The organism is Novosphingobium sp. BL-S-21 (assembly GCF_055521655.1).
The window spans coordinates 18,700-39,851 of record NZ_CM145495.1; the positions used below are offsets into that span (position 1 = coordinate 18,700).

17 protein-coding genes are annotated in these 21,152 nt (G+C 67.9%); 8 read left to right on the forward strand and 9 right to left on the reverse strand.

Going from position 1 to position 21,152, the window contains the following annotated elements:
* Positions 1-17 precede the first annotated feature (17 nt).
* Genes ACZ1J6_RS00080 through ACZ1J6_RS00090 form a run of 3 tightly spaced genes read left to right on the forward strand, consistent with a single transcriptional unit; the run spans position 18 to position 4,257 of the window.
* Positions 18-1,214, forward strand: a complete 1,197-nt coding sequence (locus tag ACZ1J6_RS00080; RefSeq protein ID WP_465127304.1) for an HlyD family secretion protein — start codon at positions 18-20, stop codon at positions 1,212-1,214.
* Positions 1,211-2,785: an MDR family MFS transporter gene (locus ACZ1J6_RS00085; protein ID WP_465127305.1), complete on the forward strand. Its 1,575-nt coding sequence runs from the start codon at positions 1,211-1,213 to the stop codon at positions 2,783-2,785. The genes ACZ1J6_RS00080 and ACZ1J6_RS00085 overlap by 4 nt, the downstream gene beginning before the upstream one ends.
* A gap of 8 nt (positions 2,786-2,793) precedes the next feature.
* Complete coding sequence (locus ACZ1J6_RS00090) at positions 2,794-4,257, forward strand: efflux transporter outer membrane subunit (RefSeq protein WP_465127306.1); 1,464 nt, start codon at positions 2,794-2,796, stop codon at positions 4,255-4,257.
* Between the two features lie 100 nt (positions 4,258-4,357).
* Here the strand turns inward: ACZ1J6_RS00090 and ACZ1J6_RS00095 are convergent, their stop codons facing one another.
* The 7 genes from ACZ1J6_RS00095 to ACZ1J6_RS00125 form a co-directional block, all read right to left on the reverse strand.
* A complete protein-coding gene (locus ACZ1J6_RS00095; protein WP_465127307.1) occupies positions 4,358-5,662 on the reverse strand; it encodes a methyl-accepting chemotaxis protein in 1,305 nt (434 codons plus the stop codon).
* A gap of 254 nt (positions 5,663-5,916) precedes the next feature.
* A complete protein-coding gene (locus ACZ1J6_RS00100) occupies positions 5,917-6,891 on the reverse strand; it encodes a fumarylacetoacetate hydrolase family protein (protein WP_465127308.1) in 975 nt (324 codons plus the stop codon).
* Positions 6,892-6,893: 2 nt separating this feature from the next.
* A complete protein-coding gene (locus ACZ1J6_RS00105; RefSeq protein WP_465127309.1) occupies positions 6,894-7,685 on the reverse strand; it encodes a cyclase family protein in 792 nt (263 codons plus the stop codon).
* The gene (locus ACZ1J6_RS00110) at positions 7,682-8,839 is read right to left on the reverse strand and encodes an alpha/beta hydrolase family protein (protein ID WP_431568811.1); all 1,158 of its coding nucleotides are present in this window, start codon (positions 8,837-8,839) and stop codon (positions 7,682-7,684) included. Before ACZ1J6_RS00110 ends, ACZ1J6_RS00105 begins: the two co-directional genes overlap by 4 nt.
* A 15-nt stretch (positions 8,840-8,854) precedes the next feature.
* A complete protein-coding gene (locus ACZ1J6_RS00115) occupies positions 8,855-9,304 on the reverse strand; it encodes a nuclear transport factor 2 family protein (protein ID WP_132267691.1) in 450 nt (149 codons plus the stop codon).
* Positions 9,304-10,206, reverse strand: a complete 903-nt coding sequence (locus ACZ1J6_RS00120) for a VOC family protein (RefSeq protein ID WP_465127310.1) — start codon at positions 10,204-10,206, stop codon at positions 9,304-9,306. The genes ACZ1J6_RS00115 and ACZ1J6_RS00120 overlap by 1 nt, the downstream gene beginning before the upstream one ends.
* A gap of 25 nt (positions 10,207-10,231) precedes the next feature.
* On the reverse strand, positions 10,232-11,380 hold the full coding sequence (locus ACZ1J6_RS00125; RefSeq protein ID WP_431568809.1) for an FAD-dependent oxidoreductase: 1,149 nt from the start codon (positions 11,378-11,380) through the stop codon (positions 10,232-10,234).
* 326 nt (positions 11,381-11,706) lie between these two features.
* On the opposite strand from ACZ1J6_RS00125, the gene ACZ1J6_RS00130 reads away from it, so the two are divergent.
* The 4 genes from ACZ1J6_RS00130 (at position 11,707) to ACZ1J6_RS00145 (ending at position 16,576) form a co-directional block, all read left to right on the forward strand.
* Complete coding sequence (locus tag ACZ1J6_RS00130) at positions 11,707-13,062, forward strand: amino acid permease (RefSeq protein ID WP_465127311.1); 1,356 nt, start codon at positions 11,707-11,709, stop codon at positions 13,060-13,062.
* A gap of 74 nt (positions 13,063-13,136) precedes the next feature.
* On the forward strand, positions 13,137-14,054 hold the full coding sequence (locus ACZ1J6_RS00135) for a LysR family transcriptional regulator (RefSeq protein ID WP_132267699.1): 918 nt from the start codon (positions 13,137-13,139) through the stop codon (positions 14,052-14,054).
* A 175-nt stretch (positions 14,055-14,229) separates the two neighbouring features.
* Entirely contained in the window at positions 14,230-15,579 is a 1,350-nt protein-coding gene (locus ACZ1J6_RS00140; protein WP_132267701.1) for an MFS transporter, read from the forward strand.
* Positions 15,580-15,664: 85 nt separating this feature from the next.
* Complete coding sequence (locus ACZ1J6_RS00145; protein ID WP_431568806.1) at positions 15,665-16,576, forward strand: shikimate dehydrogenase; 912 nt, start codon at positions 15,665-15,667, stop codon at positions 16,574-16,576.
* 111 nt (positions 16,577-16,687) lie between these two features.
* Here the strand turns inward: ACZ1J6_RS00145 and ACZ1J6_RS00150 are convergent, their stop codons facing one another.
* Together ACZ1J6_RS00150 and ACZ1J6_RS00155 are read right to left on the reverse strand one after the other, a co-directional pair.
* A complete protein-coding gene (locus tag ACZ1J6_RS00150; RefSeq protein WP_465127312.1) occupies positions 16,688-18,619 on the reverse strand; it encodes a bifunctional sugar phosphate isomerase/epimerase/4-hydroxyphenylpyruvate dioxygenase family protein in 1,932 nt (643 codons plus the stop codon).
* Between the two features lie 118 nt (positions 18,620-18,737).
* The gene (locus ACZ1J6_RS00155; protein ID WP_132267706.1) at positions 18,738-19,145 is read right to left on the reverse strand and encodes a low affinity iron permease family protein; all 408 of its coding nucleotides are present in this window, start codon (positions 19,143-19,145) and stop codon (positions 18,738-18,740) included.
* A 185-nt stretch (positions 19,146-19,330) separates the two neighbouring features.
* Between ACZ1J6_RS00155 and ACZ1J6_RS00160 the strand changes: the two genes are divergently transcribed.
* Positions 19,331-21,148 carry a diguanylate cyclase gene (locus tag ACZ1J6_RS00160; protein ID WP_132267708.1) on the forward strand — a complete coding sequence of 606 codons (1,818 nt, stop codon included), beginning with the start codon at positions 19,331-19,333 and terminating at the stop codon, positions 21,146-21,148.
* The last annotated feature ends 4 nt before the right edge of the window (positions 21,149-21,152 follow it).

Here is a 21,152-nt window from a genome sequence, read left to right on the forward strand (position 1 = left end):
GGCATGAGTAACGATTGATGGCAAACGATGTGAGCGGGTCGCACGAAGGTCCCCAGAATGCTCCCGACAGCGAATCCGGCGCCTCCCCGGCAGCCGAAACCGCGAACCGGCCTTCCGCGCTCAAGCGCCCGGGCGTGCGCCGTGCGCTGTTCGTCGGGGTGCTGGTGGTGATCGTCGCGGGCGGCGCCTGGCTGCTTCACTACGAAACGCGAGGCAAGTACCTTCAGGACACCAACGACGCCTATATCCAGGCGGACGCGGTCACCATCTCGCCCAAGATCTCCGGCTATGTCGAGGACGTGCTCGTCGGCGACAACCAGGACGTGAAGGCCGGCCAGCCGCTCGTCCGCATCGACCCGCGCGACTACAATGCCCAGGCGGAGCAGTACCAGGCGCAGATCGACGTCGCCAAGGCCAATGCCGATAACGTGCGCGCCGGCATCGGCGAGCAGGAAGCCGGCATCGCCCAGGCCCGCGCCCAGCTGGCCTCGGCCGAGGAAGACGCCCGCTACGCCGAGCGCGAGGCCGCTCGCTATGCCCCGCTGGCCGCCAGCGGCGCCGAAACGAAGCAGCAGCTCGCCTCCTTGCGCAATCAGGCCGCCAAGGCCCGCGCCGCCGCCGATGCGCAGCGCGCCGCCGTGCTTTCGGCCGAGCGCCGGATCGGTTCGCTCAAGGCCCAGATCCGCCAGGCCGAGGCCCAGGGCGAAGCCGCCCGCGCCCAGCTGGCCGCCGCCCATGTCAATGTCGGCTCCACCGTGCTCAAGGCCAGCATCGACGGCCGCATCGGCGACCGTACCGTGCGCACCGGACAGTTCGTGCAGGCCGGCACCCGCCTGATGTCGGTGGTGCCGCTGACCAAGCTTTACGTCACCGCCAACTTCAAGGAAACGCAGATCGGCCTGATGCACGCCGGCCAGCCCGCGACCATCCAGGTGGACGCGCTGGACGGCACCAAGATCCGCGGCCACGTCGAATCCATCTCGCCGGGCACGGGCGCGCAGTTCTCCCTGCTGCCGCCCCAGAATGCGACCGGCAACTTCACCAAGATCGTCCAGCGCGTGCCCGTGCGCATCGCCATCGACGCCGGACCCGAGGCGCGCCGCGTCCTCGTGCCCGGCCTTTCGGTCACCGTCACGGTCGACACCCTGGCCGCCAAGGGCACCCAGGGCGCCGTGGCCAAGCAGGAAAAGGCACGCCGGGACGATAACCGGTGAGCGGATCCGCTTCCGTTTCGTCCCCGGCCCGGTCGCCGGCCGAACCGCCGGCGCCGCCGGAAACCGAGCAGCGCGCCGATGCCGCCGCCTGGCTGGCCGTGGCCGCGGGCACCCTGGGCGCGCTGATGGCGACGCTGGACGTCTCCATCGTCAACAGCTCGCTGCCCACGATCCAGGGCGAGATCGGCGCCAGCGGTACCGAAGGCACCTGGATCGCCACGGCCTATCTCGTGGCCGAAATCGTCATCATTCCGCTGTCCGGCTGGCTTGAACGCCTGCTGGGCCTTCGCACCCTGCTGCTCGTCGCCTCGGCGCTGTTCACCCTGTTCTCGATCATGTGCGGCCTTTCGACCACGCTGCCGATGATGATCGTCGGCCGCGTGGGCCAGGGCTTCACGGGCGGCGCGCTGATCCCCACCGCCATGACCATCGTGGCGACACGATTGCCCCGCGCCCAGCAGCCGATCGGCAATGCCCTGTTCGGCGCGACCGCGTTGCTCGGGCCGGTGGTCGGCCCGGTGCTGGGCGGCTGGCTGACCGAGAACGTCAGCTGGCACTACGCCTTCTTTCTCAACCTGCCGGTCGGCATCGCGCTGGCGACGCTGCTGCTGGTGGCCATCCCGCACCAGAAATCCAACCTCGGCCTCATCCGCGAGGCGGACTGGATGGGCATTCTCGGCCTCGCCCTCGGCCTGGGCGGACTGACCGTGGTGCTGGAGGAAGGCGAGCGCGAGCAGTGGTTCTCCTCCGGCCTCATCATCTCGCTGACGGCGGTATCGGTGTTCGGGATGGTGCTGATCTCGCTGGGCCAGATTTTCGCGCGCAAGCCGGTGATCCAGCTCAAGCTCCTGCTGAACCGGCAATTCGGCAGCGTCGTCGCCATGGTCACGGTGGTGGGCATGGTGATCTACGGCACATCCTACGTGATCCCGCAGTTCCTTTCGACGATCGCCGGATACAATTCGCTGCAATCGGGGCAGGTGGTGATGCTTTCCGGCATCCCGGTCATGCTGATGATGCCGATTACGCCCTGGCTGATCCGCAACGTCGACATTCGCCTCTCCGTCGGCTTCGGCCTCTCCGTACTGGCGCTGAGCGCCCTGCTGGAGACCGGGCTGACGCCGCTTTCCGATGGCGCGGACTTCGTGGAATCCCAGCTCATGCGCGGCATGGGCACGGTGTTCTGCATGATGTTCCTGAACCAGGCGGCGATCCGCTCGGTGCCCAGGGAAGAGGCGGGCGATGCCTCGGGCCTCTACAACGCGGCGCGCAACCTGGGCGGTTCCTTCGCCCTGGCCGGCATCGCGGTGATCCAGGACCAGCGCCTCTGGCTCCACGCCCGGCGCCTGGAAGAAACGCTCAACGCCAATTCGGTCTCCGTGCAGGACTATGTCGCCGCGCAGGGACCGGGCGTGCTGCGATCGCTGGAATCGACCATCCAGATCCAGGCGCTGACGATGACTTATGCCGACATGTTCTGGATGATGTCGGTGGGCATCGTCTTCGTCATTCCGCTCGTTCTGTTCCTTCGCCCGCTGCCCAAGAATGCGCCGCTGGCGACCGGACATTGAGGAAAACCATGCGTTCCATCCTTCTGCTGCCCCTGATGACCGGGGCTCTGACGGTCACTCTCGCCGGCTGCACGGTCGGTCCCGACTATGCCGGCCCGCCCAGGGCCGCCTCCGACGGCGCCACGGCCGCCGCCTTCGTGCGCGCCGATGCCGGTGCGGTCACGGCCGCGCCGCCGGTCGCCGACTGGTGGAAGCCGCTTGGCGATCCGCTGCTCGACGATCTGATCGCCCGCGCCCTGGCCGGCAATACCGACGTCAAGGCCGGCGAGGCGCGCCTGCGCCAGGCCCGCGCCGCCTTGGGCGAGGAGCGCGCCAACCTCGCGCCCAAGGTCAGCGCCTCGGCCATGTACGCCCATGCCCATGTCCCCGGCGTGGCTTTCGGCAGCAGTGACGGCAGTGACAGCAGCGGCGGCAGCGACAGCAGCGGGGGCAGCAGCGGCACCGACCTCAACCTCTACAACCTGGGCTTCAACGCCAGTTGGGAAGTCGACCTGTTCGGCGGCCAGCGCCGTGCGGTGGAAGCCGCGCGTGCCGGCATCGAGGGCGCCGAGGCCAGCCTGGCCGACGTGCAGGTGAGCATCGCCGCCAATGTCGCCAAGTCCTACCTCGACTTGCGCGACCGTCAGCAGCGCATCGCGCTCGGCCAGCAGTCGATCGCCTGGCAGGAAGAGGCGCTCACCCTCACGCGCCAGCGGCTCGAACGCGGCACCGCAACCGCGATGGAAGTGGCCCAGGCCGAAGGCCAGCTCGCCTCCGCCCGCGCCCAGATCGCCCCGCTCGCCGCCGAGCGCGACGCCTACATGAACGCGCTGGCGGTGCTGACCGCGCAGGAACCGGGCGCGCTCGACGCTGCCCTGGCCGCCGCCGGGGAGATCCCGCTGCCGCCCGCGACAGTGCCCGTGGGCGACCCCGCGCGGCTGATCGCCAACCGTCCCGACATCCGCGCGGCCGAGCGTGAGCTGGCCGCCGATACCGCCAAGATCGGCCAGGCCGAAGCCGCGCGCTTCCCGCGCCTCTCGTTCATGGGCCTGATCGGCATCGGCGGCACGAAGATCAGCGACCTTGGCAAGCTGGACGACTTCACCGCCCTTGCCGCGCCGCAACTGAGCTGGAGCTTCCTCGACTTCGGCCGCAGCAAGGCCAAGGTCCACCAGTCCGAAGCCGTGCGCGACGAGGCCGAGGCCCGCTACCGCGGCACCGTGCTGACCGCGTTGCGCGACGCCGAGGATTCGCTGGCGCGCTACCGCGAAGGCCGCATCACCGTGGCCGCGCTGGCCCGCGCGCGCGACAAGGCGGCGATGGCGGAGAGCCTTACCGACCAGCGCTTCCAGTCCGGCACCGCCACCCGCGTCGCCGTGCTCAACGCCCGCCGCGACCGCAGCAGCGCCGAGCAGAACCTGGTGACGGCCCGCGCCGCGCTCACATCGGATTACGTGGCCATCCAGAAGGCGCTCGGCTTGGCCTGGCGCTGATAAGGGCCTGTCCCTGATCTGACGCTGATACGGCGCTGACGAAAAAAGGCTCCCCGGTCGCACCGACCGGGGAGCCTTCGCGTATCCGCGGTGGAACCGCTCAGCCGTGGCGCGCGATCAGCCGCAGGCCCGGGGTCGCCGGTCCCATCCGGAAACGATCGGCCTCGGCCGCCAGTGCGGCGATTTCCGAGGTCAGATTGCGAGCAGCGGCGGAGGTTTCCTCGACCATCGCCGCATTCTGCTGGGTGGCGTGGTCCATGGCCCCCACTGCCGTATTGATTTCACCGATCGCCGCGGCCTGCGCGTCGTTGTCGGCGGCGATCTGGCCCGCAAGCCGGGTCACTTCCTCGCCAGAGGAGGAGATGACGCCGAACGCGGAGTCCACTTTCTCCACGGCATCGACCGCCGCCTCGATGTCGGTCTGGGTCACGCCCAGCTGGTCGCGGGCACGCTTCGATTCCTCTTCGGCGCGCATGGCGAGGGCCGAGACGAGGTCCGCCACCACCGCGAAACCGCGCCCGGCATCGCCGGCCCGGCCGGCCTCTACCGCCGCATTCATGGCGAGCACGCGGGTCTGGAAGGCGATCTTGTCGAGCCCCTCGATCACGCCGTCGATGCCCTTGGCGCTGTCGCTCACGCGGTTCATCGCCTGGACCGCGGCGTCCGTGCGCGCCCGGCCTTCCAGCACCGCGCCCATCGCCTGTTCCGACGTGGAGAGCGAGCGCGAGGCGGCCTGCGCCGTGGCGCGCAGGCGGTCGTCGATCTGCTGGATCGCCGCGGCCGTCTGCTCCAGGCTGGCGGCATTGCCCTCCGTGCGGCGGGCCAGGTCCTCGGAGGCCTGGGCGATCTCGCGCGATCCGGTGAGGCTGTTCTGGGTGCTGGCCTTCACCGAGCCGAGCAGGCCGCGCAAGCTGGCCAGGGCTTCGTTGAAGCTGGCCTTGAGCGCGGCGTATTCGGCCGGGTAGTCCTCTACGATATCGCAGGAAAGGTCGCCTTCAGACAAGCGGCGGAAGTTTTCGGCCATGCCCTGCACGACGACGGAATTGCGCTGCGCCTCGCCGTTCGAGGCGATTTCCGCCTGCGCGGTCGCGCGGAACTGGAACATCGCCTGGGTCAGGCGGCCGACGCAGTCGCGGTAGTGCGTGAATTCGATCGGGCTATCGAGATCGCCCGAAGCCAGGCCCTCCATGCGCACCACGGTGGTGACGTAAGGCCCGGCGATCGCCTCGCGGTAGGCCACGGCCAGGACCACCGCCAGCGCGGTCGCGCCCAGCGCCACCCAGTGCGCGGCACTTACGCCCACCAGCAGCCCAGCGCCTCCCGACAGTCCGACGAGGATGACGAAGCTACTGAAAGCGATTAGTAATTTCAGTCTGATCGGCGCGTTGGCCTTGAACCATTCCATTCGGATTCCCCCACCCCTGAGTTGTCGCCCGAGCGGCGGGAATTCCAGCCGAACGAGATATCCATCAGGCTTTATAGAGTGGAAGAAAGGCGTCAGTTTCGGACTCGGCGGAATTACAACCGAAGAGGTTCTTTTGCAGGACTGTTCTTGCAAGGCCCGTGAAAGCGGAAAACGATTGCCAAATGAACGCGTGGATTCTTGCGCTTTTTAGGTAATGGTTTGCAAGCGGCAAGAATACCGCCGCCGCCGGCCTCTCAGCCCGGCCGGCTTCCCTTCAGGACCACGGCCTGGTCGATGACGCCGAACGGCATCCAGCCGGTGCTGTCGCAGGCTGCCATGCGGACCCGGTCGCCGTGGACCATGAACGGGGTGGCGGGCTTGCCCTCGCGGATGATCTCGATGGCGCGGACTTCGGAGATGCAGCTCGATCCCACTTGCGCGTAATCGGCGTTGGACACGGTGCCCGACCCGATCACCGTGCCTGCGACCAGATCGCGGGTCAGGGCGGCATGGGCAATGAGATCGTGGAAACCGAAGTCCATCGCGGCGCCGCTTGCCGCGCCGAAGCGCCGGCCGTTGAGGTCGACCAGCAGGTCCATGCAGACCCGGCCGTCCCGCCAAGCCGCGCCCAGTGCCCCGGGCGTCACCGCGAAAGGCGCCATGGCGCAAGCGGGCTTGGCCTGGACCCAGCCGAAGCCGGTCTTCATCTCGACCGGCGCGATCGTGCGCAGCGACCAGTCGTTGATCTGGACGACGAGCCGGACGTGCTTCAGCGCGTCGGCGGCTGGCGTCCCCATCGGCACGTGATCGACGACCACGCCGAATTCGCCCTCGAAATCGATGCCGTGGGCGGGGTCTGCGAAAGGTACCGGGTCGTGGGGGCCGTGGAAGCGGTCCGACATCCCCTGGTACATCAGCGGCCGGTCGCTATCGACGGGAGGCAGCCCGAAGGCGATCTGCATGAGTTCGCCGTGCGTGCCGAAGGCCGATCCGTCCAGCCACTGCCAGGACCGCGGCAAGGGCGCGCGAAGGCGGCCGGGGTCGAGCTTTCCGCCGCCGCCCGCCTCCAGCATGTCTGCAAGCTTGCGCAAGGCAGGCTCGGCGGCGGCCCAGTCCTCCATCGCGGAGAGCAGCGTCAACCCCGGCGTCGCCCGCCAGCGCGCGCCGTCGCGCGACACGACGATCAGCGCTCCATCGGGGCGCCCGTTTTCCACCGTGGCAAGACGCATGGTCAGTCCTCGAAGATCGCGACGGCGCGCGTCCAGCCAGCCGAAGCGCCCTTGATCTTGTGCGGGAAGCACGAGACGGTGAAGCCGTGCCCCGGCAGCACTTCCAGGTTGTGCAGCTTTTCGAGGTGGCAATAGCCGATGTCGCGGCCCGCCTTGTGGCCTTCCCAGATGAGCGAGGTATCGCCGGTTTCCTTCACCTTTTCAGCGGTATAGCTGAACGGCGCATCCCACGACCAGGCATCGGTGCCGGTCACGCGCACACCGCGGGTCGTGAGGTACATCGTAGCCTCGTAACCCATGCCGCAGCCGCGGTTGACGTAGTTCGGCTCGCCCAGCGCCTTGCCGGCAGCGGTGTTGACGAGGACGATGTCGAGCGGCTTGAGGTCATGGCCGATGCGGGCGAGTTCCTCTTCCACGTCCTTCGCCGTGACGACGTAGCCATCGGGGAAGTGGCGGAAGTCCAGCTTCACGCCGGACTGGAAACACCATTCCAGCGGCACTTCGTCGATGGTGATCGAACGCTCGGGCTCTCCATCCTTGCCGTTCATGGTCGGGTGGAAGTGATAGGGCGCATCAAGGTGCGTGCCGCTGTGGGTGGTCAGCTTCACCCATTCGGACGCGGCAAAACCGGCGCCGTCGGGCGTGTCCTCGGCGGTGACGCCGGGGAAGAACATGTCCAGCTCCGGCGCGGTGTCCATGTGGGTCTGGTACGTGATCTCCGGCTTCAGGAACGGCGGATCGCTGACCACGTCGTTGCAGAGCGAGATCGAGAGGTCGACAAAGCGGCGGGTCATGCGGTTTCTCCTCCGAGCGTCTCGGCGAACCAGTCCGAAATCAGGTCGCGGCCATAAGCCATGTTGTCGGCACCGACGTGTTCGACACCGCCTTCGCGGGGCGTGAAAATCACCTTCTCTCGGCGCGGCGAGTTGACGAGTTGGTCGTGGAGATCCGCGGCATAATCGACGCTGATCTGGCGGTCCCTGGCGCCGTGAGTGACGAGGAACGGCACCTTGATGCGGTCCATATGGCCATTGAGGTTCATCGCTTCGGACTTGGCCAGGAAGTCGTCCTGATCCTCGGCTCCAAAGGCCCAGTGGACGTGCGCCCAGTAGTGCGGCACCGGATTCTCGCCCTCGCGCGCCATGCGCTTGTCCTGCACTTCGCGCCAGTTGTGGTTGGCACCCCAGACCGCGCCTGAGGCGAAGCGCGGCTCATAGGCGACCGCACGCGGGGCGAAGTGGCCGCCAAGCGAGATGCCGGTCATGCCGATGCGCGCCGGATCGACGTCCGCCTGCTGCTCCAGCCAGTCCACTGCCTTGCTCGCCCAGCTTTCCGAGTGCGGATCGACAGGCAGGTCCTGCAGGCGCAGCGCCTCGCCCGAACCGGGCTGGTCGACGCAGAGGGTGGAGATACCCCGGCGCGCCAGTTCCTGCGGCAGGCGCGTCCAGTAGAGCAGTTCCTTGCAGCTATCGAGGCCGTTGCAGAACACCACCACCGGCTTGCGGCCTGCTCCCGGCGCGCGGGTGAACAGCGCCGGCATCGTGCCGTTTTCCAGCGGGATCTCCACGCGTTCGCGGTTGATCTTGCCGAGCGCGGTCGAGCGGTCGAACGCCGCGCGCGCCCGGGCATAGGTTTCCTTGCGTCCGGGATGGCCGTGGCCCTGCATCCGCTCTGCGGTGATGAGGTAGAGCGAGGCGCGCTCCAGCTTGTTCGATGCGGAAAACTTGCGGCCCTTCGCCTCATCCTCCGCGGCGAGTTCCAGCAGCTTGTCGCCCATCGCCGCCCAGGCCTTCATGAACTGCGGCGTGCCGGCATCGGCGCCGCCTGCCGCCGCGTCGCGGATCGGCTGGCACATGTCGATGATCTCACCGAGCTGCGCGCCCGATTCCATCGCGATCGAGACCGAGAGATTCCAGATGTAGTTCGGAAAGTATTCGAAGAGGGCCAAAGGGGGCTCCTGTAATCAGAAATAGGGGTGCGGATTGACGGTTTGCGTCTGGATCGGCTGGAGCACGTCCCAGTGCTCGACGATCCTGCCGTCCTTCAGGCGGTAGATGTCGGCCACCGCCCCGCCGGGATTGTCCGGCGAAGGGCGGCCGCGAAGGTGGATCATCGCCATGTCGCCATCGACGAGGATGCGCTTCACATCGAACGAGGCGCCGGGCGCGGAGAACTTCGGCTCCAGCATGGCGATCGCCGCCTCGCGCCCGTCAAGAATGCCGGGGTTGTGCTGGATATAGTCCGCCGCGACATAGCGCTCGAAGGCCGCGCGTACCTTGCGCTCGGTGTAGAAGAGGCGGGCGAAGTCGGTCACCACCGCGCGGTTGCGCGTCGTCAGCGTCTCCGGCGCGCGGGCCGAAACCAGCGCGAGAGCGCAAGCGGCAAGGGCCGCGACCGACAGGCCCCGCTTCATCAGGCGTCCGCCGGCTGGAACAGGCGCGCGTCGGGCGCGGGATGCGGCATCGTCTGCGGGCCGCCGACGCCGATGCCCCACTGGTCCATGACCTGCGGGCCGGGGATATGCACCTTGTGCTGGTGGGTCTCGAAATCGACCTCTTCCAGCTCCGAGGTGTACTCGACCGCGAAGCCGGCGGGCGTCGTGAAGTAGCTGAAGGTATTGTTGCCCGCGGTGTGGCGACCCGGCCCCCAGCGCAAATCGGTGCCGCGCTGCTTCAGGCGGTGGACGCCGCGCATCATGTCGTCGACCGAGAGCATGTCGTAGGCCACATGGTTGAGGCACGGCGGCCCGGGCAGGATGGCCACGCGGTGATGGGCTTCGTTGCAGCGCAGGAAGCACATGAAATCACCCAGCCAGTCGCTCACCTTGAAGCCCAGCACATCGGTGAAAAAGCCCACCAGCGCCTGATGATCGGGCGAGTGCATGACGATGTGGCTGATCTTCACCGGCATGCCTTCCCAGCGCTCCATCGCCCGCTTGCCCAGCGTCTCGACCCCGGCCGAAATCTCGAACGGCAGGCCGTCAGGGCTGAAGAAGCGGAAGGCATAGCCGCCGCCCGGCGCATCGATTTCGCGCGGGGCGAAGATCACCTTGCAGCCGGCCGCCACGACCTTGTCGTGCAGGGCATTCACGTCTTCGCGCGTGTCGGCGGCGAAAGCGATCACTTCCACATGGTTGGCATCCGACTTGTGGAGGCGCACGACGTGATGCTCGTCATGCCCGTGCGTCTTGAACCACGCGAAGTCCTGGTTCGCGCCGACTTCCACCAGGCCCCAGTCCTCGGTGTAGAATGTGCGTTCGGCGTCGAAGTCCTCGACGCCATATCCGACGTAGCGGATTTCGGTCACTCGGCTCATGGCTGCAATTCCCTGCATGAAATGGTCAAATGGGCTGGCTGACCACCGCGAACATCTCCGCGGTGGCCTTGTGATTGTCGACGGGCGGCGCCTTGCCGATCTGGCCGTGGCAGATCGCCAGCGAGGCCTCGACGATGTAGCGGCAGCGGTCGTAGCGGCGGGCGCGATAGGCCTCGAAGGCCGCTTCCGGATCAGCATGAGCGGAGAGTTCCTCGGCCAGCACGATCGCATCCTCGATCGCCATGCCCGCGCCCTGCCCCAGATGCGGCGTGGTGGCGTGCACGGCATCGCCCAGCAGGACGACGCGTCCGGCGTGCCAGGGCCCATGGACCATCATGCCTTCCAGCGGGCGATAGACGACCTCCGCATCCTCGGTGATCGCCTCGGCCAGCGCGCGGATCGCCGGCGCGGTCTGCCCCAGCTTCGCGCGCATCGTCGCGGCCAGGCCCTCGACCGGATAGCGCGGATTGCCCGGCTCCGGCGTCGTCGCGTACATGTACATGGTCTCGGCCGACATCGGCACCAGCCCCACCCCGGTCGGGCCGTTGTAAACGTGGAGGGCGTCGAGCCCCTTGGGCCTCGGGAAGTTGTAGCGCCAGACCGACTGCCCGGTGAATTCGGGGCTTTCCGCCTCGGGCAGGACCATGCGGCGAGTCTGCGAATAGACACCGTCAGCGCCGATCACGACATCGTAGCGCGCCTCTCCGCCGTCGGAAAAGCGCACCGATACGCCGGTCTCGTCCTGATCGAGCGTCTCGGCCGTTACGCCAGGACGGATTTCGGCGCCCAGCGCCCTCACGCTGTCTCCCAGCACTTTCTGCAAGGCGCGGCGGCCGATGCCGACGTTGGCAGGCTTGCCCTCGACCAGGGTGGGCGTGGGAATGCGGGCGACGCGGCTGCCGTCCGGAATGTAGATCTCCACCGCGTCGAAGCCGCAGGCGGCGTCCAGGAAGGCATCGAGCACGCCGAGCTGGTCCATGGCGCGCACCACGTTGGACTGCTGGATGATGCCCACCCCGTAGACCGACCAGGTGGGATCGCGCTCGATCACGGTGACGCGGTGTCCCTTGCGGCGCAGCGCGATGGCCGCGGAAAGGCCGCCAATGCCGCCGCCGATCACCAGGACGTTCAGGTCCGGAACGAGCGGGGCTGCGGGTGTCGTCCTGCCGGACATGCTCAGAAACTCCTCGGTCAAGGCCGGAGAGGATCGAGTGGCAGCAGGAGCGTCGATGGTCCGCGGGATCGCCCCGCCGGCTTGCATCAGGCCGTGTCCGGCCTTTCGGTCATCGCTCTCACCCGGATTCGTGCAGCCCGATCTTCTCTTCTCGAACCCGCCTCTCGCATATCGGTGAGCATCTCTGAAATGAATTGATTTGATCTATTTGCATCGACATTATCGATGACAGAGCCTCTCCCTCGCATAGGCCGGAAGCGAGCGAACTTGCGCGTGCGCCTGCGAGTGCTAGATCGAACCACGACCCGAGAAGGACAAAGACTGCCATGACCGCTCCCGCCACGGCGCCGGCTGCCCTCCCCAAAACACTGTCATGGCCGCACCTGCTTGCGCTGGGGGTCGGCTCCATCGTCGGCACCGGCATCTTGACGCTGATCGGCGTGGGGGCGGACCGCGCGGGACCGGCGGTTCTGCTGTCCTTCGCCATTGCCGGCGCCATCTGCGCCTGTGCCGCGCTCGCCTATGCCGAACTGTCGACGATGATGCCCACCGCCGGCAGCGCCTACAGCTACAGCCACAAGGTGCTGGGCGGTACGGTGGGCTGGATCGTCGGCTGGAGCCTGATCCTGGAATATTCGCTGGTGGTCTCCACCGTGGCGGTCGGCTGGTCGGGCTATGCCGCGCCGCTGCTGCAAGGCGTGGGCTTCCCCAAGGCGCTTACCCAGGGGCCGGAGCTGGGCGGGCTGGTCAACCTGCCTGCCATCGTCATCATCGCCGTGGTTGCGGGCCTGCTGGCCTTCGGCACAAAGGAAAGCGCGCGGGTGAACACCGTGCTGGTGGTCATCAAGATCCTGACGCTCAGCCTGTTCGTGGCCGTGGCGCTGCCCGCCTTCGACGCGGCGAACCTTCAACCCTTCATGCCCTTCGGCTTCGGCAAGTCGATGAGCCCGGACGGTGTCGAGCGCGGGGTCATGGCCGCCGCCGCGATCATCTTCTTCGCCTTCTACGGCTTCGACGCCATCTCCACCGCCGCCGAGGAAACGCGCAATCCCAGCCGCGACCTGGTGATCGGCATCATCGGATCGCTGGCGATCTGCACCCTCGTCTACGTTCTCGTCGCCGCCGCCGCGATCGGCGCCATGCCCTTCACCCGCTTTGCCGACAGCCCGGAGCCGCTGGCGCTGATCCTGCGCGAAATGGGCCGCGCGCCGGTGGCGCATATCGTCGCGGTGGCCGCCGTGATCGCGCTGCCGACCGTGCTGCTGGGCTTCCTCTACGGCCAGAGCCGCATCTTCCTGGCCATGGCGCGCGACGGTTTCCTGCCCGCCTCGCTGGCGAAGCTCTCCTCGCGCGGGACACCGCTGAGGGTGACGACGATGACGGCGGTGATCGTGGCGATCCTGGCCGGCGTGCTGCCGATCTCGGAAATCGCGGCGCTGGCCAACGCCGGCACGCTGATCGCCTTCGCCGCGGTGGGTACCTGCCTGATCGTCCTGCGCAAGCGCGAGCCGGACGCGCCCCGCCCCTTCCGCGTGCCTGCCGGCATCGTGGTGGGCGGCGCGACCATCCTCGGCTGCCTCTATCTCTTCGCCAGCCTGCCCACCAAGACCCTGCTGGCCTGCCTGTGCTGGAACCTGCTGGGCGGCACGCTCTATCTCGTTCGCGGGCGCCGCAGGCCCTGACAGGCCGGGGCCGCCGCTGACCGGCCGCCCATGACGCCGGTTGGCGCGGGCTCCGGCGCGTGCTAGCCGGAACCATGCTGACCATCAGGCAGATCGAGATCTTCCGCGCGGTGATGATCACCAAGACGGTGAGCGGCGCCGCGCGCATGCTGGGCACGTCGCAGCCCGGCCTCAGCCGCATGCTGGGTCATATGGAGGACAAGCTCCACTTCCGCCTGTTCGACCGGACGCGCGGCCGGCTGGTGCCCACGTCCGAAGCCCGCGTGCTGTTCGAGGAGATCGAGCAGATCTACAAGGGCTTCAACGACCTGGAGCATGTCGTGCGCCGCCTGGCCAAGGGCGAGGATCGCACCTTCCGCCTGGGCGCCTCGCCCTCGTTGGGCCATTCGGTGGTGCCGCAGATGCTCTCGCGCCTGACCACCAATTACCCCGGCCTCACCATCCAGTTCGACATCCTCTCGGTGGAGCAGGCGGACGACTGGCTGGCGCTTCAGCGCGGCGACTATGCGCTGACGGTGTTTCCCATCGATCACCCCAATGTCCTGTCCAGCCGCATCGGCAACGGCCGCATGGTCTGCGCCGTGCCGGCCGGCCATCGCCTGGCCGACCGCGAGCGGATCACCGTGGCGGACCTGGGCGGAGAGCCGATCCAGTCGTTCCGGGAAGATACCCCCCATGGCCGCATCATCGCCAGGATGTACGAGGAAGCCGGCGAGCAGCTGGAAGTCTCCACTTATATCCGCTTTGCAGAAACGGCCGTGGCTTTCGTCGCTCACGGCATGGGCATCGCGCTGGTGGACAGCTTCACCGCCATGCAGCCCCATGCCGAGACCGTGCGCTTCCTGGAGTTCGAGTCGCCGGGCCTGCTGCCGGTCTATGTCAGCCGCAACCTGGACGTGGCGCGAACCCTGGTGGGCGAGACCTTCGAGGAGATCGCCCGCAACATGCTGATGAACCTCCCAAGAGGCATCTCCCATAACATAACGCTATAAGTCACAGTCCCGCAATGTCTGGCAAAGCGCCCCCGGATCAAACACCGTGATCCCGCTCGCAAAGGTTTGGACCGCCAGGTTCCGGCCCCGAAAGGTTCACGAATGTCCCGGCGCCGGGCCGCCGGACGACAACAGGCGCGATGCAAGCGCCGCTGAGGATGGGAAAGGCGTTACCATGGCCAGCTATTCCGCCGCCGGATCGGTGTCCGTGCGTCCTTACGTGACTGTCGGCGAATCCGCCTCGCAGAACGTCGACGGCTGGACGCCGCGGCAAGTGCTCGTGGTCGCCATCTGCTTCCTGCTGAACATGCTGGACGGCATGGACGTGCTCATCCTCTCCTACGTCGCCCCCGCCCTTTCCGCCGACTGGAAAGTCAGCCCGGAGAGCCTGGGCGTGGTGTTCAGCTCCAGCCTGGCCGGCATGGCCGCGGGCGGGCTGCTGATCGCGCCGCTGGCCGACAGGTTCGGCCGCCGCAAGCTGATCATCGCCTCGCTGGTGATGATGACGGTGGCCATGTTCGGATCGGCCCTGGCGGCCTCGATCGCCGAACTCATCCTCTCGCGCTTCGTGGTGGGCATCGGCATCGGCACGGTGCTGGCCAGCATGGCCGCGCTGACGGCCGAATATGCCCCGGCCCGCCACCGCACGTTCGCCGTGGGCTTCCTCCAGGCCGGATACCCGGTCGGCGCAACCATCACCGGTTTCATCGTCGCTCACCAGATCGACGCTCACGGCTGGCAGGCCATGCTGCTCGGCGCGGCGACGCTCTGCCTGCTGGCCCTGCCGCTGGTCTGGACGCTGCTGCCCGAATCGGTGGACTTCCTGCTGGCCCACCAGCCCAGGGGCGCGCTGGCCAAGGCCAACCGCCTGCTCGCCTCGCTCGGCCGCCCGACGCTGGAGGCCCTGCCCGAGCGCCGCCAGGCCGAAGCCCATTCGGTGGGCCTGCGCGGCGTGCTGGGCGAAGGACGCACTTCGGGCACGATCCTGCTGTGGACCGCCACGATCTTCGGCTTCATGACGCTCTACTTCGTCATCAGCTGGATCCCCAAGCTCGCCGTGGAGGCCGGGCTTCCCGCCACCCAGGCGATCTACGCGGGCGCGGTCTACAACATCGGCGCCTTCATCGGCATCACCTCGATCGGCCTGATCGCCAGCCGCATCGACTTGCGCCGCCTGATCCTGCTCTACATGGTGCTCGCCGCGGCCGCCCTCGTCGTGTTCGGTGCGGTGTCCATGACCATCGCCGCCACGCTGCTGACCGCCTTCTTCATCGGCGCCTTCATCCAGGGCGGCTTCAACGGCTGCTATCCGCTGGCCACCAGCTTCTACCCGCCGCAAGTCCGCAGCACCGGGCTGGGCTGGGCGATGGGTATCGGCCGCATCGGCGCGGTGATCGGCCCCATGCTGGGCGGCGTCCTGCTGGCGGAGAAAGTGCCGCTTTCGGCGATCTTCGCGATCTTCGCCGTCCCGGCGGTGCTGGCCGGCCTCGCCGTCACCCTGATCCGCATGCCCGGCCAGCCCTGAGCCAAGCTCTCACGCCGCGATCCCTGCCGTCCCCCCTGCCGTCCCGCCTGCCGTCCCGCCTCTGCCGCTCTCAAGGACCCGCCTCATGTTCCAGTCTCCCGTGCTCCCGGCCGCCGCGCGCCCTTCGCTTCGCGCATTCGCGCCAGGAACCTCGAAGATCTGCGGACTGATCGGCTCGGGCATCGGCGGCTCGCGCAGCCCGGCCATGCACGAGACCGAGGCCAGGGCGCTGGGCCTGCCGCTGGCCTACCGCATCCTCGACAGCGAGGTGATCGGTTTCGGCGCGGATGACCTCGGCCCCCTGCTGAACACGCTGGTCGCGCTCGGTTTCGACGGCACCAATGTCACTCACCCCTTCAAGCAGGCCGTCCTGCCGCTGATGGACGAACTATCGGAAGCCGCTGCCAAGCTGGGCGCGGTCAATACCGTGCTCCTGCGTGACGGGCGCCTGATCGGCGACAATACCGACTGGTCGGGCTACCGCGCCAGCTTCCTCGCCGCGCTGGGCGTGCTGCCGCGCGGGCGCGCGGCGATGATCGGCGCCGGCGGCGCGGCCTCGGCCGTGGGCTATGCCCATCTCGACCTCGGCGCGGAGCGGCTGGCGATCTTCGACCCTGCCGCCGAACGCGCCGAAGCGCTTGCCAGCCGCCTCGCCGCCCTGTTCCCCGATGCCGAAGTAATCGCCTCCGCCACCGCGGCCGAAGCGATCGCGGAAGCCGACGGCGTGGTCCAGTGCTCGCCCGTGGGCATGGAGAGCCACCCCGGCCTGCCGTTCGACCCCGCCCTGCTCACGCGCGACATGTGGGTTTCGGACGTGATCTACTTCCCGCTCGAAACCGAGCTGCTTAAGGCCGCCAGGGCCATCGGCTGCGCCACGCTGAACGGCGGCGGCATGGCGGTGATGCAGGCGGCCCACGCCTTCGCGCGCTTCACCGGCCTGGAACCGGACGTGGACCGCATGCTCGCGGACTTCGCCGCGGCCAGCAAGGCGGTCTGAGACGAAACCTCCCGGCCCGTATCGGACGCGCCACCGCCGGCCACCGGCAGGGGATGGCGGGTTCGGCAAAAATGCGCATCACACCCGCCGCCGGGGGCCGAATGCCCCTTCCTACCCGGCCGCGTCCTCCACGCCGCGGAAGCGGTTCTGCGCCGCCAGCCTGATTCCGGCATTGGGCGCGCCGTAGCCGGCATAAGTCCCGCTGCGCTCGACGAATTCGAAGAAGAACAGCTTGTCGAACGCCCGGCTGTAGAGCTGGCGATAGGCGTGGCCCGCCAGATCCTCGTCGTAAAGCATCCCGGCCACTTCCATGCGCGCGGCAACCCGGCCGTCGAAGCCGAAGCGGGCGACGAGATCGTCGTAGTAGTTCTCGGGAATATCGAGCATGGCCGCGCCGCGCGCGCGCACCGCCGCGGCCGTGGCGAGCAAGTCGTCGCTGGCCAGCGCGACATGCTGGAAGCCGCCGCCCATGCCCTGTGCCAGGAAGCGCGAGGACAACGTCTCGCGCGCGTCAGAGGCATTGAGCGTCAGGCGGAACCCGCCGTCGGGCGATTGCAGCGCCTGGCTATGGACGAGGCCCGAGGGATCGATCACATCGTTGGCATCGCGGCCCTCCAGCCCGAACAGCGCGCGCCAGTAGAGCTGCCAGGACAGGAACTCGTCATTGTGGACCACGGCGGCAAGGTGGTCGACCGAGCGCGCGCGGGCATCGTCGGTCAGGTCCGCCACCGGCACCGCCTCGAACTCGCGGGCCCAGAGCGCTTCGGCGCTGTCATCCTCCACGAGGTAGACCAGGCTGCCGCCGACGCCGCGCAGCGCAGGCATGGCCATGCGGCCGGGGCGCCCCTCGGGGCTATAGGCGCGGATGCCCAGCGCGGCGGCACGCTCCATCACGGCGGCCGCGTCCTTCACCCGCACGCCGATCGCGCAGATCGAGGTGCCGTGAACGATGCGGTAGGACTTGGCGAAGCCCTTGGGCTCGGCATTGATCACCAGGTTGACGTTACCCTGCCGCCAGCGCGCGACCTTTTTGGTGCGATGCGTGCCGATATGCGCGAAGCCGAGCGTGTGGAAGGTCTCGCCAAGGCGCGCCACATCCTCGCCGCTGGCCGTGAACTCGACGAATTCGGCGGCGAGCGGCGGCTGGGCGGCAGGCATGGTGGTCGGCAGGCCGAGCAGGCGCTTCGCCGCATCGCGCACATATTCCAGCGCGCGATGCCCGTCCTGCGCCACCAGGCGCGAGGAAATCGACCGGAACCGGTCGTTGAAGATCTCCAGCGAGAGCGGCCCGGCATAGCCGGTGCGCAGGATTTCCGCGACATAGCCCGGCAGGTCCAGCCCGCCCTGCCCCGGCAGGTTGCGGAAATGGCGGCTCCAGTAGAGCAGGTCCATGTCGAGCAGCGGCGCATCGGCCAGTTGCACGTAGACGATCTTGTCGCCCGGGATCTCGCGGATGCTGTCGCTGGGAATCCGGCGCGAGAGCGAATGGAAACTGTCGAGAATGATGCCGATGGCGGGATGGTCCACCTGCTTGACGATCGACCAGACATCGCGGTGGTCGTTGACGTGGCGCCCCCAGGCGAGGGCTTCGTAGCCCACCAGGATGCCGCGCGCGGCGGCGCGATCGCCCAGTTCGCGGAAGTCGTCGACGATGCGCTGCCGCTCGCCCAGCGCATGGGGCGAGCAGTTGGAGCAGACGAGGATGCGGTCGGTGCCGAGTTCGCCCATCAGGTCGAACTTGCGCTCTGCCCGGTCCATGGCGCGGGCGCGCATCTCGCCGGGCATGCCTTCGAAATCGCGGAAGGGCTGGTAGAGCGAGCAGTGGATGCCCAGGTCGGCCATCCGGCGCCGCACTTCGGCAGGGCGCAAGGCCGAGCCGATCAGGTCGTTCTCGAAGATCTCCACGCTGTCGAAGCCGGCATCGGCGGCCGCCTGCAGCTTTTCCTCAAGCGTGCCGCGAAGCGAGACAGTGGCGATAGCGTTCGTGCCTGAATTCGTGCCTGCATTCGTGGCGGCATTCGTGCCTGCGGCGGCGCTGGACATGGCGATGCTCCCGGAATTGTGATCCTCTCGATATCGCGCCGCCGCCCTTGGGATTGAAGCGGCTCCGATTCGGTCTCCCATGCCATCTTGTTATGGCAAGGCGGGAAACCGGCCGGTTTCAGTATCGACTCAGCAGACGCTCCACGCTAGCATGGGCCTTGTGGCCGTCCTTGCATTCGCCGGTCTCTTCCTCGAGCAGCTTGCGCAGCCGCTCGATCTCCTCGACGCTGAGGTGCTCGATACCGATGAAGTCGTCCCGCGCGGTTTCCAGCGCGCGCAGCAGTTCGTCGAGCTTGGCCTGGAAGGCGGCGGCATCGCGGTTCTGGCTGTTCTGGATCAAGAAGACCATCAGGAAGGTGACGATGGTGGTGCCGGTGTTGATGACCAGTTGCCAGGTGTCGGACCACTTGAACACCGGCCCGGAGATTGCCCAGACCGCCACGACCAGCAGGGCGATGATGAAAGTCTGGGCCTTGCCCGCCGCTCCGGCGACGACATTGGCGAAAGCGGTGAACGACTTGCGCATGGCATGGCTCCAGCAATGGTCGCTGGGAAACGTTCGGCGGGCACCCTCCGTTCCCTCTCGGCGCCGGGGGCGAATCATTCCCAAAGCGGTGGTTTCCCCGCTGGAAAACTTGCTGCGTCAGGCGCATGAGGAGCGACAGGCCTGTCGCCAGGATCACGCTGGCGTCAGGGGGGCAGGATTACGGCATGCGCATAGCGACGATTACCAACTGGGCCTACGGGGCCACGGTCTGCCTGACCATCGCGGCCGGCATCACCATGGTCATGGCCTCCAACGCCGACCGGGTGGAGCGCGATGCGGTGCAGCAGCGCGATCTGTTCGACCAGCTCGCCTTCGAAGTGGAGGAAGACGAGGCGCAGCTTACCGACCAGGCCCGACTGGCGGCCGTCTCGGGCGATCCCAGCCACGAGATCGCCTATAACCGCACGCTCGCCGCGATCGGCCCGGTGGAGCAGCGCATCGCGAAGCTGAAAGACAACGGCGCCAGGGAAGAGGAACTGCGCTCGCTGGAAGAAGGCCTGCGCTGGGCCGCGACCCTCCAGGACGAGCAGAAGGCCGCCATCGCCGCGATCAAGTCTGGAGACGAGATCACCGCCCACAAGATCATCTTCGGCGCCGAATACGAACGCGAACTGGAACGCGCGCATTTCCTGCTCGGCCGCTTCCGCTACATGCTCGACCAGCGCTCCGACCGCGCGATAGAGGACGCCAGCCGCGCCTCCCAGCGGTTGCGCACGGTTTCGGAAGTGATGGTGGCGATCACCGCCGTGCTGTTCCTCTTTGTGCTGGGCTTCGTGCTCAAGCGGCGCATCCTCAAGCCCGTGGTCAAGCTGAGCGACGTGGTGAACCGCCTGGCGGACCAGGACTATGCAGTGGAGCCGCCCCAGCTCTCGCAGATCGACGAGATCGGCGACATGGCCCACGCCGTCCGCATCTTCCGGGAGAACGGCATCGAAAGGCAAAGGCTGGAACGCGAGCGCGATGCCGACTGGCACGTCCGCGACCTGCTCGCCCGCATGACCCAGCGCCTGCAGGGCTGCGAATCCGTGGCCGACCTGTTCGAAGTCGTGCGCCTGTTCGCCCCCCGGATCGCCCCGGACCTGGCCGGGCGCCTCTATACGCTGGATGCGCGATTGGGGATGATGGCCTGCGCTTCGGAGTGGCAATCTCCCCACGGCAGCAACGCGGCCTTCACCCCGGACGATTGCTGGGCGCTGCGGCGCGGCCAGTCGCACATGCCCGGCGGCAACCTGGTGGACGTGCCCTGCAAGCATGTCCCGCCGGAAAGTGCCGACGCCACCGTCTGCGTGCCGCTCACCGCGCAGGGCGAAACCATCGGGCTGCTGGTGCTGGAAAACACGGCCGGCGCGCAAGGCCCCAGCGAGAACATCAAGGTCTATATCGAGCTGATGTCCGAGACGATCGGGCTGGCGCTGGCCAATCTCAAGCTGCGCGACGCGCTGCACGAAAAGGCCCTGTTCGATGCGCTGACCGGCCTGCGCAACCGCCACGAACTGGCGGATACCCTGCGCCGGAGCGTGGCCCAGGCCGATGCCGCGCGCACGCCGCTGAGCTGCCTCATGGTCGACATCGACCATTTCAAGCAGCTCAACGATCGCTACGGCCACGATGCCGGAGACCTGACGATCCGCTCCGTGGCGGGCGCGCTGGACAATGCGGTGCGCGAAGACGGCATCGCCTTCCGCTATGGCGGCGAGGAATTCCTGCTGCTGATCCCCGGCTGCGACGAGGAACGTGCGCTGGAGCGCGCTCACCTGATCCAGGAGCGCATTTCCGGCATGACCCTGGTGCATGACGGCACGCCGCTCGGCCCTGTCACGATCTCCATCGGCATCGGCAGCTATCCCGCCCACGGCCCCGCCCATGCCCTGATCGGCACGGCCGACGCCGCGCTGCTGCGCGCGAAGGACGATGGCCGCAACCGCATCGTCATGGCCACCGGCCGCCGCGACACCAGCGCCGCCTCTTCCGCGCTGGGCTAGAGTA